The organism is Candidatus Pantoea formicae (genome assembly GCF_011752625.1).
Classification (GTDB): domain Bacteria; phylum Pseudomonadota; class Gammaproteobacteria; order Enterobacterales; family Enterobacteriaceae; genus Pantoea; species Pantoea formicae.
This window is the reverse complement of sequence record NZ_VWXD01000006.1, coordinates 97,719-111,578: the sequence shown is the minus strand read 5'-3', so window position 1 is coordinate 111,578 and position 13,860 is coordinate 97,719. Positions and strand designations below refer to the sequence as shown.

Here is a 13,860-nt window from a genome sequence, read left to right as displayed (position 1 = left end):
AGACAGTTACGATGAGCCAATCAAGTTATAATGCCGATGCCATTGAGGTCTTAACCGGCCTTGAACCGGTGCGTCGTCGTCCAGGGATGTACACCGATACCACGCGCCCTAACCATCTGGGCCAGGAAGTGATCGATAACAGCGTCGATGAGGCGCTGGCAGGTCACGCCAAACGCGTGGAAGTCATACTTCATGCTGACCAGTCGCTGGAAGTGATCGATGACGGTCGTGGCATGCCGGTGGATATCCACCCCGAAGAAGGCGTGCCCGCGGTTGAGCTGATCCTCTGCCGATTGCATGCGGGTGGCAAATTCTCTAATAAAAACTATCAGTTCTCCGGCGGCTTGCATGGCGTGGGGATTTCTGTAGTTAACGCCCTGTCAAAACGTGTCGAAGTCACCGTACGTCGTAACGGCGAAGTGTATGACATCGCCTTCGAAAATGGCGATAAAGTGCAGGATCTCACCGTCACCGGTACAGTTGGCAAACGTAACACCGGTACGCGCGTTCATTTCTGGCCGGACGAAAGTTTCTTCGACAGCCCACGCTTCTCTGTTTCGCGCCTGACGCACGTCTTGAAAGCCAAAGCGGTTCTCTGTCCGGGCGTGGAAATTGTCTTCAAAGACAAGGTGAACGATACCGAGCAGACCTGGCTGTATCACGGTGGTCTTTCAGATTACCTGAGTGAAGCCGTAAACGGCTTGCCCACCTTGCCGGAGAAGCCCTTTGTCGGCAGCTTTGCGGGTGATGTTGAAGCGGTGGATTGGGCGCTGCTGTGGCTGCCTGAGGGTGGCGAGCTGTTGATGGAAAGCTACGTCAACCTGATCCCCACCATGCAAGGTGGTACGCACGTTAACGGCTTACGTCAGGGCTTGCTGGATGCGATGCGTGAATTCTGTGAATTCCGCAATATCTTGCCGCGTGGCGTAAAACTGTCGGCGGAAGATATCTGGGATCGCTGCGCTTACGTGCTGTCGGTGAAAATGCAGGATCCGCAGTTTGCCGGTCAGACCAAAGAGCGTCTCTCTTCACGTCAGTGTGCGGCCTTCGTCTCTGCTATCGTGAAAGATGCGTTCAGCTTGTGGCTGAACCAGAATGTGCAGGCCGCAGAAATGCTGGCCGAATTGGCCATCTCCAGCGCCCAGCGTCGTATGCGTGCCGCCAAGAAAGTGGTGCGTAAAAAGCTCACCAGCGGACCGGCACTACCAGGCAAACTGGCAGACTGTAGCGCACAGGATCTGAATCGTACCGAACTCTTCCTGGTGGAAGGGGACTCAGCAGGTGGCTCGGCCAAGCAAGCGCGCGATCGTGAATATCAGGCGATCATGCCGCTGAAGGGTAAGATCCTCAACACCTGGGAAGTGTCGTCAGACGAAGTGCTGGCATCGCAGGAAGTACACGATATTTCGGTGGCGATCGGTATCGATCCTGACAGTGAAGATCTGAGTCAGCTGCGCTACGGCAAGATCTGTATCCTGGCGGATGCGGACTCCGATGGACTGCACATCGCTACCTTGCTGTGCGCGCTGTTTGTGAAGCATTTCCGCTCGCTGGTGCAACACGGCCATGTTTACGTGGCTATGCCACCGCTGTATCGCATTGATCTCGGTAAAGAAGTCTTTTACGCGCTGGATGAAGACGAGAAAGAAGGCGTGCTTGAGCAATTGAAGCGCAAGAAAGGTAAACCTAACGTGCAGCGCTTTAAAGGCTTGGGTGAAATGAACCCGCTGCAGCTGCGTGAAACCACGCTCGACCCTAACACGCGCCGTCTGGTACAGCTGACAGTCAGCGATGATGATGTCGAGCAGACGCTGCGTGTGATGGATATGCTGCTGGCGAAAAAGCGTTCTGAAGATCGCCGTAACTGGCTACAGGAAAAAGGCGACCTCGCCGACCTGGAAGCTTAATCACAGGGGACGCTACGGCGTCCCTTGTTATTTGGGGCGAGTCCCGGAGACAGGAACGTGAAAATCACACTGGAAGAGTTGCGCGCCTGGGTGGCGGTGGTGGACACCGGATCGATCACGGCGGCGGCCGATCAGCTCGATCAAACCAGTTCAGGCATCAGTCGTGCGCTGAGTCGACTGGAAAGCAAGCTGAAAACCACGCTTATGCATCGCACCACTCGTCGTTTGGCCCTTACGGAAGAAGGATTAATTTTCCTCGATCACGCACGCCAGATCCTCTCGTCGGTAGAGCTGGCGGAAGAGCAGATCGCCCAGCGCCGAGATATTCCGTCAGGCAGATTGCGTGTAAACGCCAACGCACCTTTTATGCTGCATGTCATCGTTCCGCTGGTGGCAGAGTTCCGACAGCGCTATCCGCAGATTCAGCTGGAGTTGAACACCGACGACATCATGATCGATCTGCTGGAGCAGCAGACGGATATTGCCATCCGCGTCGGTGAGCTGCGTGATTCCACGCTGCGCGCCCGCGTGCTGGGCAGCAGTGCGACGCGCTTAGTGGCAAGCCCGGCCTATCTGCAGCAGTACGGCACCCCGGAAACGGTGGAGTCATTGTCATCACATCAACTGCTCGGTTTCAGTCAGTTAGATGCGCACAATGTCTGGCCGGTGTGGCAAAGGGAGGGGGAGTATTTGCAAATTAAACCGACGCTATCGGCCTCGAGTGGTGAGACGTTGCGTCAGCTAGCGTTAGCGGGGCAGGGAATTGCTCGCTTGTCGGATTTTGTCAGTCGAGAGGATCGCGCGCGCGGAGATTTAGTGCAGGTTTTGGAGCAGGAAACGCGCGAGTTGTGCTTACCGATCCATGCCGTGTATTACCGCAACCAATCTCTGACTTCTCGCATTACCTGTTTTCTGGATTTCTTACGCGAAAAAATTCTGGAAAATCAGCTGCTGTAATACCAAAGCCTCTGCCCACGCAGAGGCTTCACGCGATTAGCGAGCCGGTTCCAACACCAGGATTTTCACATCGACCACTTCATCTTTGATGATGGCGCGGTGTGCATCCATATGTGGCATCTGCTGATGCTGTTCGAGATGACGCAGCGATTCCCACTGCTCTAGCATGAAAATGGAATCTGGCGAATTCTGCTTCCACGGCACCTGTGCCTGATGGTCAACCAGCGCATCGTACTGATGGCACCCGTCCTCTTCCAGCACGGTAGGGATCAGCTTGTTGATGGCTTCCAGTACCACATGGCGGCGACCTGGCTTGATACAAATTTCTGCAACGACAGTTAACATAGTGCTTCCTCTTTTCCCGGTGTGCTTTAAGTTAAGCAAAGATCTGGCTGAGATGAGTCCGATAACGTTCAATATCGCGTGGCACATCAGGCATCTTAATTACATCGTTACAGATAAAGGTCGGCAGAGCTTCCATTCCGAGGAACTGGTTGGCTTTATGGAAGTGCAGATATAAGCCATCAACGCCCACGCCTTCAAAGAATTGATCGGGATCGGTAAAGGCCTCCAGCGGCGCATTCCAGGTCAGCGACAGCATATATTTTTTACCCTGGATAAGACCGCCCGAACCGTATTTCTTGCCCGCATCGCTGCGGCTACGGCCGTCACTGGCATACAGTGAACCGTGGCCTTCGGTGAACACGTCATCAATGTACTTTTTAACCGTCCACGGCTCGCCCATCCACCAACCTGGCATCTGGTAGATCACCACATCGCTATCGAGGTATTTCTGCACTTCTTCTGCTACGTTGTAGTCGCTATCGGCAACGGTGATCTGCACGTTATGGCCCAAATCACGCAGTTGGCTGGCGGCAACGTCAGTCAGGGTATGGTTCAGTTCGCCTTTGGAGTGGGCGAAGGTTTTACCGCCGTCGATAATGAAAATATTGCTCATGGATGATTCGCTCCGTTTCCTGTAATGGCGCACACTGTACGCGCGCAGGCGAAGCAGAAAAATGCGTGATTGATCACAAGACTTTTGCTAATAAAGCAATAATGCGGACGTTCATGAAACAATCCGCACGCAAACCAACATCAACAAAAAAAGAAGAACCCATGAAAACCGCGATACTGAGTGCATTACTTCTGGTGACGGGCGCTGCGTCGGCGCAGTCCCACCTCGATGAAATTCGTAGCAGCAAAACCCTTAAAGTCTGTACCACCGGTGACTACAAGCCTTACAGCTATCTGCGCAGTGATGGGCAGTATGAAGGGCTGGATATCAGCATGGCGCAGTCACTGGCGGCGAGTCTGGGCGCGAAAGTGCAGTGGGTACCCACCACCTGGAAAACCATGAGTGACGACTTTGTCGCCAAGCAGTGTGATATCGCGTTGGGTGGCGTTTCCGTTACCTTAAAACGCCAGCAGATTGCCTGGTTCGCGCAGCCGCTGGGCGTGGATGGTAAAATCCCGCTGGTACGTTGCGATGACAAAGATAAGTATCAAAGGGTAGAGCAGATCAATAAGCCGAGTGTGCGGGTGATCGAACCGGCTGGCGGCACCAATGAAGCCTTTGTGCACAGTCATTTACCGCAGGCAACGCTGCAACTGGCCGATAACGTCGGTATTTTCCAGCAGTTGGTGGATAAGAAAGCCGATGTGATGATCACGGATGCGTCCGAAGCGCTGTTCCAGATGAAGCATTACCCGACGCTGTGCGCCATCAATCCGGATAAGCCGATGCAATACGGTGAGAAAGCCTACATGATCCCGCGTGATGATATGAGCTGGAAACTGTACGTCGATCAGTGGCTGCATCTCAGCACCGCCACCGGCGAATATGCGCAGATCGCCTCGCAGTGGCTGGGTGTGATTAAGTAAACTCAGGCCTGATGCATCGCGCCGCTACTGGAGCGGCGCGGTTTAGTGCGTGGCTTAAAAGGGGCAACGTGGCCCCATTCCTGCACTCAGCGATACAAACTCGCTTTACCCAATCCGCCAAACAGATTCATCTTGTAGCGAATCACCGCTTTGGCAGCGGTAATGGCTTCCGGGTAAATCACGTTCGGGTCCCACCAGGTTTCGCGCGCCAAAATCTCGCGCAGTTTAGCGAAGTAGGCGTACTTCATATCGCTGGAAATATTGATTTTGCCCACGCCGAGCGTCACTGCCTCGGCAATCTCCGCATCCGGGTTAGCGGAACCCCCGTGCAGTACCAGCGGAATATCAGTGCGCTGGGCAATGTCTTTCAGAATATGCATCTGCAGTTCCGGCTTCATATCTTTTGGATAGATGCCGTGCGCGGTGCCAATCGCCACGGCAAGGGTATCGACGCCGGTACGCTGGATAAAATCTTCAGCCTGCGCCGGTTCGGTATAGATCACCTTGCTGACGCCGCCTTCTACCGTGGTGCCAGTATCACCGATGGTGCCGAGTTCACCTTCAACAGATACGCCTACTGAATGCGCCAGTTTCACCACTTCTTTGGTCAGCGCCACGTTCTCTTCGTACGGCAGCAGTGATCCATCGATCATCACCGACGTAAATCCACATTGGATGGCGCGCAGCACCTGCGCAATTGATGCGCCGTGGTCGAGGTGAATGGTGAAGGGGACTTTGCTCTTCAGCGTGCGTTCCCGCACATAGCCAAAGAATTCATCGGTCACAAACTCCAGCTCACTCGGGTGAATCGAGATGATCGCCGGAGTGTTGGTGGCTTCGGCTTCCTCCACCACGGCACGGATAAAGCAGCTGTCTGCCACGTTAAATGCGCCGATGGCGTAGCGGTGTTCACGAGTCGGTGCCAACATCTCTTTCATTGAAATCAACATGTTAATATTTCCTCAACGTGAGTTTTACCAGAGCCGACGCGTGCGCCGACCCGATGATGGATATAAGGGAAATGCTTCTGATTCCTGTCGCTGCGCGACTTATCGCGCTTTATCTTGCCGCTGCTTTGAATCGCGATGATCGAAGCGGCGTTTCAGGTGCGTATTAATGCGTCAAATCACGTGTATTCTTTTCAACGATATGCATAAATCCGTCTCCTACGGGTCCCCGGAGTGGTGACATTTATGGTGATCTGGCGCGTCCGCGAACTACGCTTTGCCAGCCGATCCCGACCAGCTCAGATACTCAATCACCACCTCGCGGCAGGCAGATTCCATCAGCCCGAGCAGGTCGGCCAGTTCTGCGTGTGGATGCTGTTTCAGCGCCTGCTCGACGGCATTTTTACCGGCATCAAACACCGCCGCGCCGACATTAATCTTCGCCACACCATGCTGACTGACGCGGCGAATATCCTCGGCGGGCGTGCCCGAACCGCCATGCAGTGCCAGAGGACGCGTGGAGACCGCATGCAGCTCCTGTAAACGTTGGAAATCAATCTTCGGCTTCACGCCCGCCGGATAGAGCCCGTGTGCCGTACCCACCGAAATCGCCAGCAGATCGATGTCGGTTTGCTCGATAAATGGCAGCACGTCGGCAACCTGCGTCATCTTCACTGAGGCGTCCGCCAACTCGTAAGTTGGGGCATCAGCGATATGTCCGAGTTCACCTTCCACACAGACGCCTGCGGTGTGCGCCATTTTCACCACCGTAGCCGTCTGGCGAATGTTCTCCGCCAGCGGATCGGCGGACGCATCAATCATCAGCCCGGTAAATCCGGCGCGAAACGCCTGACCAATCAGCGGGAAGGCTTTGCCGTGATCCAGTGCCAGGGCAATAGGTACGGTGGCGGCGCTGGCCAGCGCCTGCACCAACGGCACGGCGACAGCAGGAGGAAAGTGTGCGCTGTGGCCCTGATACACATTGAGAATCAACGGGGCGCGCTGTTGTTCGGCGGCTTGGATCGCAGCACGTGCCGTTTCGAGGTTAAAACAGTTGATCGCCAGCACCGCATACTGCTGTTTGGCGGCGGCCTGAATCAGGTCGTTCATCATGGCAAACATGGTGGCTCCTTATTCCAGAGTGAATTTGATCTCTTCATCGCGGACGCCAGGGGCTTCCACGTCATCGAACTCTTCATCTGCCTGCGTCACCGGTTTTTTCATCAGCGACAGCATCACCCCGCACACCACGGTGCCGATACCCAGCGCCAGACAGAACATCAAGGGTTTGGTAAACAGCGGCACCACAAACATCCCGCCGTGCGGCACCGGCGCTTCCACGCCCCACACCATAATCAGCCCACCGGCGATGGCAGAGGCCACCACACAGCTGCCGACCACGCGCAGCAGGTCACGTGCTGCAATCGGAATCACCCCTTCGGTGATCATGCAGATCCCCATCGGGAAGGCGGCCTTGAGCGCCTCTTTTTCCGCTTTGGTGTACTTGTGGCGGGTCAGGAGATAAGAGAGCGTGATACCAAACGGCGGAATCATTGAGCCGACAAACTTCACTGCTTCGGGCCCGTAAATGCCGTCAACCAGCATGCCGTCAGCGAACAGTGACATGGTCTTGTTGATCGGGCCGCCAAAGTCAAAGGTCGCCATCGCGCCCAGCACCGCACCCAGCACAAACTTCGATCCGCCCTGCATTGACTCCAGCAAGTGAATCAGCGCCTTTTGCAGCCAGACAATTGGCTGACCAATGAAGGTCATCATTAACAGCCCGGCGATGATGGTACTCAGCACCGGCAGCACCATAATCGGCATCAACCCCTGCATCGATTGTGGCAGCTTGATGATGCGGCGCAGCAGCAGCACCGTGTAACCCACCAGGAAACCACCGAGCATGCCGCCGATAAAACCGGTGCCAATCTGGCCGCAGATAAAGCCCACGATCAAACCGGGCGCAAAGCCGGGACGATCGGCGATGGAGTAAGCGATCGCCGCGCTGATCAAAGGTACGATCAACCCCATGCCCCAGCCGCCTATCTGGTTCAACATCCAGGCGAGGGTGCCTGGGTGTTTACCGACATCCGGCCCGCCGATCACCTGGCCGAGCGCGATACAGATCCCGGCGGCGACGATCAGCGGGATCATCCAGGAGATCCCGGTGAGTAAGTGACCTTTGATCTCCTGCCCGTACTGACGTTTGTTCTCGTTCATGATGGATCTCCTCAGGCACGCGCCAGTGAATCCGCCACTTTTTCGAGGAATTTCACCGGTGACTTGATCACCACTTCGGTTTTCACTCGTACGATGGGTTTGCCCTGGAAGCGCTCTTCGCCGTTGATCTTCACATCAATGGCGAGGATCACCACGTCAGCGGCGGCGATATCTTCACGGGTTAGCGCGGTTTCGGTGCCGATGGTGCCTTGGGTTTCAACGTGGATGGTGTGGCCCAGTGCATGAGCGCCTTTGATCAGTTTTTCACGCGCAATATAGGTATGCGCGATGCCTGCGGTGCAGGCCGCTACACAGACGATATTCATGTGTCACCTCAGAGAGTTAGGGTGTTAACAGAGGTCGGTTTCGGCGTACTGACTAAACAGCCGGATGATATTGCTGGGGTCGTTTTCCACCAGCAATTGGGCAATCACCTCATCATCGGCCAGCGCGCTGGCCACCTGCGACAACAGGCGAATATGGGTGGTGTTCTGATCTTCCAGTCGCACTGCGAACAGGATGATGCAGCGCACCTGGCTACCATCAAGCGTTTCCCACGGAATATCCTGTTGGGTACGGCCAATGGCGAGCGTGGTATGGAGCACGGCGGAAGACTTGCCGTGTGGAATAGCGACATGGTTCTCAAAGCCGGTTGATCCTTCGGCCTCACGCAACCAAACATCTTCAATAAACGCCGCCCGATCGGTGATGGCGCCATCCTGATAAAGCAGGTCGGTGAGCTCATTAATCACCTCTTCTTTGGTGGTGGCAGTCAGCGCCAGGTTAACGCGACGGGGCGTCAGAATGCGGGAAATATCCATGGGTTCTACCTCATTCAATTAATGTTCAACCAGGGCGCAAGGCGCACCGTCCGGCAGCTGGCTGCCAATCATGGCGTCAGTGACCCGCCGAATATCGTCATCGTTAAAAAATGCACTCACATATACGGCCGGAATGGTGCCGACATCGAGATGGATAGTGGTAATCACCAAATCTACCGGCTGGTTCTGGCAAAATGCCGCGTGATTGCTGGCAGACACCACGCCCGCAATTTCCCAGTCAGGGAAGGCGCGCAAAATGCGGCTTTTCAACAGGTGTGAAGTGCCCACACCGCTTGAGCACACCACCAGAATGCGTTTGTGGGCGATTTGTCGCTCCAGTGCCGCCTGAAAATGCACGCAGAGATAACCAATTTCGTCATCCGCCACGGGTGACAGGGCAAAGGTTCGCGCCGTCAATTGCATCGCTTGTTGCGTCAAAGAAAATATGCCCTTCATTTCCTGTTGAATATCTTCCAGCAGCGGATTGCGAATATGAATATGATATTTGAGTCGATTTAATAACGGTTTTATATGTACCAGCAATCCGTCAAATAATAAGCGGTCCTGCGCTAAGTCCTGCTGAATAAAAGCGGAAAATCGATCAATTAATTCACAGGTTATTTTTACGGATTCAGCCGTAGAAAATTGATTGTGCACGGGCGCATTATCACCACGCTCTTCCACCACAATGCCGGATGAAACAATATATTGATAAATAAATCCGACTTCATCTGTTGGCAAAGCGCAGCACATACGCTGCTCAATCTGCATCACCATTTGCTGCGCAATAACCAAAATACGCTGGTCGAGGTCCTGCATGGTGGTCAGGGTGGTCAGTGCCAGCGCATTCCCCTGCGCCATACGATGCATCATGATCAGAATATGGGTACAGAGATTCAGGTACCAGGCGTCGCTTAAGGGGTAACTGAGCTGCTGCTCCATCTGTTGCAGCAGCGCCTGCACAAAAGCCACATCCTCATCGCCAAAATAATGCACCAACGCTTGCTGGCTACCAGGATCGAGACGCGGTAACAGCGGCGTCCCGGCGACGTTTTGCTGCATCACGTCATTGATCAATGAAACCATCGCCTGCCGCAGCGTTTGCTCATTTCCCTCTATATGCGTACCCCCTGGTCCGCGTTGGAGTGTCAAACCCAAGGGCTGTAACCACTCCTCAATGACTTTCAGGTCATTCACGATTGAGGCATGGCTGATAAAATAGCGTTCTGACAATTTGCTGATGGAGGTGGCTCGCGGTGCGTCGCTCAGCAGCTGTGAGGCAATTTTCACTCTACGGCTGTTCTGCCCCAGCGCATCGGCACTGCTTTCATCACCATTCAGCTGCTGCTCCAACTGCAAACGTTGTTGGATATCATCGACCCGCAATCGCACGCCGCGTCCCGGTGTCTTTTCCAGCACCATTGACCAACTACTCAGCCAGCTCTCCAGCCACTGTAAATCGCGTTGAATGGTTTTGTCCGACACACCCAGTTGTAAGGCTAACTCTCTGATCGGCTGCTGTGCGGCATGTTGCAACAGTATTTTGACTAAACGGTGTTGTCGCGAAGTCAGTATTTGCATTCGGTCACCCTTTATTTTGGTCAATCGTTTTTAAGATTATTTCCTCGATATATTTATTTGATGCCAGAAACCAGGAGCGCAAAAAGTTTTTCTTATGGAGTATAAATTTAGGAAAGGACGGCGTAAGCAACAATACTAAATGTTGTCCATGATTACGGACAGCAGTAATACACCTAAAATGATGGGAATTTAATTGCGATCCTGCTCACATATTAATAGGCGTATTAATTGTGATATTGCTCGCATTCCTTTTTATTTTTCCAACCAATGTCACGTTATTTAACGCCACAGGATTCTTTCCATCGCCACTGCCTTCCCTGTGACTAACACGCACGAATAAGGTACTATCCTCGCCAAATGACCGCCGGATGCCCCGCCGTTGCGGGCCACGAAGTGAGGATGCGAGCTTAATGAGCGAATTGACGCAGGATGGTGCAGAGCGTCTTGCCCTGCACAAGTTTACCGAAAATGCGTACCTGAATTACTCCATGTACGTGATTATGGACCGCGCACTGCCGTATATCGGTGATGGCCTTAAGCCAGTGCAGCGCCGCATTGTCTATGCGATGTCAGAATTGGGCCTCAATGCGAGCGCCAAATTTAAGAAATCTGCACGTACCGTGGGTGATGTGTTGGGTAAATATCACCCGCACGGCGACAGCGCTTGCTACGAAGCGATGGTGTTAATGGCGCAGCCGTTTTCCTATCGTTATCCGCTGGTCGATGGACAGGGGAACTGGGGGGCGCCTGATGATCCTAAATCCTTTGCGGCGATGCGTTATACCGAATCGCGCCTGTCCAAATACGCTGAAATTCTGCTCGGGGAGTTAGGGCAAGGGACCGTCGATTATATTCCGAACTTCGATGGCACCATGCAGGAACCCAAAATGTTGCCGGCGCGTCTGCCGAATATCCTGCTGAACGGCACTACCGGCATCGCGGTCGGCATGGCCACCGACATTCCACCACATAACCTGCGTGAAGTGGCGGAAGCGGCAGTCAAGCTGATCGACAAGCCCGATACCTCGCTCGATGAGCTGCTGGACATTGTGCAAGGGCCGGATTTCCCGACCGAAGCGGAAATCATTACGCCACGCAGCGAGATCCGTAAGATATACCAAAGCGGACGTGGGTCCATCCGTCAGCGTGCGGTGTGGAAAAAAGAAGACGGTGAAGTGGTGATCACTGCGCTGCCGCACCAGGTTTCTGGCGCGCGCGTGTTGGAGCAGATCGCTAACCAGATGCGCAATAAAAAATTGCCAATGGTTGAGGATCTGCGTGATGAGTCCAACCACGAAAACCCTACGCGTCTGGTAATTGTGCCGCGTTCCAACCGTGTTGATCTGGAGCAGGTGATGAACCACCTGTTTGCCACCACCGATCTGGAAAAGAGCTACCGCGTTAACCTGAATATGATTGGGCTGGATAACCGTCCGGCGGTGAAAAACCTGCTGGAAATCCTGTCTGAGTGGCTGGTTTATCGTCGCGATACGGTGACGCGCCGTCTGAACTACCGCCTGGATCGTGTGCTGCGTCGCCTGCATATCCTCGAAGGTTTGCTGGTGGCGTTCCTCAATATTGATGAAGTGATCCACATCATCCGTACTGAGGACGAACCCAAACAGGTCTTGATGTCGCGCTTTGAACTGAGCGACACGCAAGCGGAATCCATCCTCGAATTAAAACTGCGCCATCTCGCCAAACTGGAAGAGATGAAGATTCGCGGTGAGCAAGCGGAACTGGAGAAAGAGCGCGATCAGCTGCAGGCGATTCTGGCGTCCGAGCGCAAGATGAGCAACCTGCTGAAGAAAGAGCTGTTGGCCGATGCGCAAACTTACGGCGACGATCGTCGTTCGCCACTGCGTGAGCGTGAAGAAGCCAAAGCGTTGAGCGAAACAGAGCTGGTCAGCGCCGAGCCGGTGACTATCGTTCTGTCACAGATGGGCTGGGTGCGTAGTGCGAAAGGTCATGATATCGATCCTTCCGGCTTGAGCTACAAAGCAGGGGACAGCTTCCTCGCCGCTGCACGCGGTAAGAGCAACCAGCCGGTGGCCTTTATCGACTCAACGGGCCGCAGTTATACCCTGGACCCGACTTCGCTGCCGTCAGCACGTGGTCAGGGCGAGCCGCTGACCGGTAAGCTGACGCCACCGCCGGGTGCCGCATTTGAACAAGTGTTGATGGAGCCGGATGAGCAGAAGTTGCTGATGGCTTCGGATGCCGGTTATGGCTTTATCTGTACCTTCGCAGATTTGATTTCCCGTAACCGTGCGGGTAAAGCGCTGTTGACGTTGCCAGATAACGCCAAGGTGATGACACCGATGGCGGTCCATTCGGGCGATGATATGCTGCTGGCGATTACCCAAGCTGGCCGCATGCTGATGTTCCCGGTGGGCGATCTGCCACAGATGTCGAAAGGAAAAGGGAATAAAATCATCTCGATTCCGTCAGCGGATGCCGCAGCAGGTGTGGATAAACTGCAATGGCTGCTGATTCTGCCGCCAGGCAGCTCCATCACTATTCATGTCGGCAAGCGTAAGCTGATTATGCGCGATGAGGACCTGCAAAAAGTCCGTGCCGATCGCGGCCGTCGCGGCAGTGTGTCGCGTGGTTTGCAGCGCATTGACAGCGTGGAAGTGAACGCGCCAGCGCGCCCGAAGAGTGACGCGAGTAGCGAAGAGTAAAACTGATCAGGCGATGGAATGCCAACTTTGAGGAAGCTATGTTACTAATTTTACGCACGATTATTGTTATCGTTTATTCAATTTTGGTCTGTATCTTCGGCAGTATCTGGTGTCTGTTCTCACCGCGTAATCCGCGTCACGTCGCGACGTTTGGCCATATGTTGGGACGCCTCTCGACGGTTTTTGGCGTCAAAGTTGAACTACGTAAGCCAGCCGATGCGGGGAGCTATGGCAACGCGATTTACATCGCGAACCATCAAAACAACTACGACATGATCACGGCTGCGAAGATTGTGCAGCCGACCACGGTCACCGTGGGTAAAAAAAGCCTGTTGTGGATCCCGTTCTTTGGTCAACTCTATTGGCTGACGGGCAACCTGCTGATTGACCGTGATAACCGGGCGAAAGCGCATGGCACCATCGGTGAACTGGTCGCGCAGTTTAATAAAAAGAAAATCTCATTCTGGATGTTCCCAGAAGGCACGCGCAGCCGTGGTCGCGGCTTACTGCCGTTTAAAACCGGTGCCTTTCACGCAGCGGTGGCGGCGGGCGTGCCGATCATCCCGGTCGTGGTGTCTAACACCCACGGTAAAGTGAAGCTCAATCGCTGGAATAATGGTTTGGTGATTGTTGAGATGCTGCCTCCCGTGGACACCAAGCAGTTCGAAAGCACCTCCGTGCGTAAGCTAGCGACGCATTGCCGTGAATTAATGTCTGCTAAGCTAGAAGAATTGAACGCTGAAGTCGCCGAACGCGAAAAAAACGGTAAAATCTAACAATCCGCGGGGTAGAGACTCTGCCCCGCGCTCATCACAGCAATCACTCACTTACAAGAACAACATGGACACGGCGTCTT

General features: G+C 54.2%; 13 protein-coding genes. 5 read left to right on the top strand and 8 right to left on the bottom strand.

The genetic code is table 11. The annotated features are described in order from the left end of the window. The first annotated feature begins 11 nt into the window (after window positions 1-11). Together parE and F3J38_RS17890 are read left to right on the top strand one after the other, a co-directional pair. A complete protein-coding gene (parE, locus tag F3J38_RS17895; protein ID WP_167140691.1) occupies window positions 12-1,907 on the top strand; it encodes a DNA topoisomerase IV subunit B in 1,896 nt (631 codons plus the stop codon). Between the two features lie 57 nt (window positions 1,908-1,964). Then, window positions 1,965-2,864 (top strand): LysR substrate-binding domain-containing protein, encoded by a 900-nt coding sequence (locus F3J38_RS17890; protein WP_167140689.1) that lies wholly within the window; start codon window positions 1,965-1,967, stop codon window positions 2,862-2,864. Between the two features lie 36 nt (window positions 2,865-2,900). Here F3J38_RS17890 and F3J38_RS17885 read toward each other — a convergent pair whose 3' ends face one another. Continuing rightward, complete coding sequence (locus F3J38_RS17885; protein WP_167140687.1) at window positions 2,901-3,209, bottom strand: putative quinol monooxygenase; 309 nt, start codon at window positions 3,207-3,209, stop codon at window positions 2,901-2,903. A gap of 31 nt (window positions 3,210-3,240) precedes the next feature. Then, window positions 3,241-3,822 carry an NAD(P)H-dependent oxidoreductase gene (locus F3J38_RS17880; protein WP_167140685.1) on the bottom strand — a complete coding sequence of 194 codons (582 nt, stop codon included), beginning with the start codon at window positions 3,820-3,822 and terminating at the stop codon, window positions 3,241-3,243. 161 nt (window positions 3,823-3,983) lie between these two features. Between F3J38_RS17880 and F3J38_RS17875 the strand changes: the two genes are divergently transcribed. Next, the gene (locus F3J38_RS17875) at window positions 3,984-4,748 is read left to right on the top strand and encodes a transporter substrate-binding domain-containing protein (RefSeq protein ID WP_205298309.1); all 765 of its coding nucleotides are present in this window, start codon (window positions 3,984-3,986) and stop codon (window positions 4,746-4,748) included. Window positions 4,749-4,834: 86 nt separating this feature from the next. Here F3J38_RS17875 and F3J38_RS17870 read toward each other — a convergent pair whose 3' ends face one another. The 6 genes from F3J38_RS17870 to F3J38_RS17845 all read right to left on the bottom strand — a co-directional run bounded on the left by F3J38_RS17870 (window position 4,835) and on the right by F3J38_RS17845 (window position 10,320). Beyond that, entirely contained in the window at window positions 4,835-5,698 is an 864-nt protein-coding gene (locus F3J38_RS17870; protein ID WP_034828403.1) for a ketose-bisphosphate aldolase, read from the bottom strand. Between the two features lie 267 nt (window positions 5,699-5,965). Next, on the bottom strand, window positions 5,966-6,817 hold the full coding sequence (locus tag F3J38_RS17865; protein WP_167140680.1) for a class II fructose-bisphosphate aldolase: 852 nt from the start codon (window positions 6,815-6,817) through the stop codon (window positions 5,966-5,968). A gap of 9 nt (window positions 6,818-6,826) precedes the next feature. Next, window positions 6,827-7,918 carry a PTS fructose transporter subunit IIC gene (locus F3J38_RS17860; protein WP_167140678.1) on the bottom strand — a complete coding sequence of 364 codons (1,092 nt, stop codon included), beginning with the start codon at window positions 7,916-7,918 and terminating at the stop codon, window positions 6,827-6,829. An 11-nt stretch (window positions 7,919-7,929) separates the two neighbouring features. Next, window positions 7,930-8,244 (bottom strand): PTS fructose transporter subunit IIB, encoded by a 315-nt coding sequence (locus F3J38_RS17855; RefSeq protein WP_034828411.1) that lies wholly within the window; start codon window positions 8,242-8,244, stop codon window positions 7,930-7,932. A 24-nt stretch (window positions 8,245-8,268) separates the two neighbouring features. Beyond that, window positions 8,269-8,739: a PTS sugar transporter subunit IIA gene (locus tag F3J38_RS17850; RefSeq protein WP_039328602.1), complete on the bottom strand. Its 471-nt coding sequence runs from the start codon at window positions 8,737-8,739 to the stop codon at window positions 8,269-8,271. Window positions 8,740-8,757: 18 nt separating this feature from the next. Next, window positions 8,758-10,320: a BglG family transcription antiterminator gene (locus tag F3J38_RS17845; RefSeq protein ID WP_167140676.1), complete on the bottom strand. Its 1,563-nt coding sequence runs from the start codon at window positions 10,318-10,320 to the stop codon at window positions 8,758-8,760. 410 nt (window positions 10,321-10,730) lie between these two features. On the opposite strand from F3J38_RS17845, the gene parC reads away from it, so the two are divergent. Together parC and F3J38_RS17835 are read left to right on the top strand one after the other, a co-directional pair. After that, the gene (parC, locus tag F3J38_RS17840) at window positions 10,731-13,004 is read left to right on the top strand and encodes a DNA topoisomerase IV subunit A (RefSeq protein ID WP_167140674.1); all 2,274 of its coding nucleotides are present in this window, start codon (window positions 10,731-10,733) and stop codon (window positions 13,002-13,004) included. Window positions 13,005-13,042: 38 nt separating this feature from the next. Next, window positions 13,043-13,780, top strand: coding sequence for a 1-acylglycerol-3-phosphate O-acyltransferase (locus F3J38_RS17835; RefSeq protein WP_167140672.1), 738 nt, complete (start codon window positions 13,043-13,045; stop codon window positions 13,778-13,780). Window positions 13,781-13,860: the final 80 nt, after the last annotated feature.

Bases quoted from the DNA above. Each gene is read 5' to 3' on its own strand.
- parE (WP_167140691.1), top strand. From the start codon at position 12: ATGAGCCAATCAAGTTATAATGCCGATGCCATTGAGGTCTTAACCGGC.
- F3J38_RS17885 (WP_167140687.1), bottom strand. From the start codon at position 3,209: ATGTTAACTGTCGTTGCAGAAATTTGTATCAAGCCAGGTCGCCGCCAT.
- F3J38_RS17880 (WP_167140685.1), bottom strand. From the start codon at position 3,822: ATGAGCAATATTTTCATTATCGACGGCGGTAAAACCTTCGCCCACTCC.
- F3J38_RS17875 (WP_205298309.1), top strand. From the start codon at position 3,984: ATGAAAACCGCGATACTGAGTGCATTACTTCTGGTGACGGGCGCTGCG.
- F3J38_RS17870 (WP_034828403.1), bottom strand. From the start codon at position 5,698: ATGTTGATTTCAATGAAAGAGATGTTGGCACCGACTCGTGAACACCGC.
- F3J38_RS17865 (WP_167140680.1), bottom strand. From the start codon at position 6,817: ATGTTTGCCATGATGAACGACCTGATTCAGGCCGCCGCCAAACAGCAG.
- F3J38_RS17860 (WP_167140678.1), bottom strand. From the start codon at position 7,918: ATGAACGAGAACAAACGTCAGTACGGGCAGGAGATCAAAGGTCACTTA.
- F3J38_RS17855 (WP_034828411.1), bottom strand. From the start codon at position 8,244: ATGAATATCGTCTGTGTAGCGGCCTGCACCGCAGGCATCGCGCATACC.
- F3J38_RS17850 (WP_039328602.1), bottom strand. From the start codon at position 8,739: ATGGATATTTCCCGCATTCTGACGCCCCGTCGCGTTAACCTGGCGCTG.
- F3J38_RS17845 (WP_167140676.1), bottom strand. From the start codon at position 10,320: ATGCAAATACTGACTTCGCGACAACACCGTTTAGTCAAAATACTGTTG.
- parC (WP_167140674.1), top strand. From the start codon at position 10,731: ATGAGCGAATTGACGCAGGATGGTGCAGAGCGTCTTGCCCTGCACAAG.
- F3J38_RS17835 (WP_167140672.1), top strand. From the start codon at position 13,043: ATGTTACTAATTTTACGCACGATTATTGTTATCGTTTATTCAATTTTG.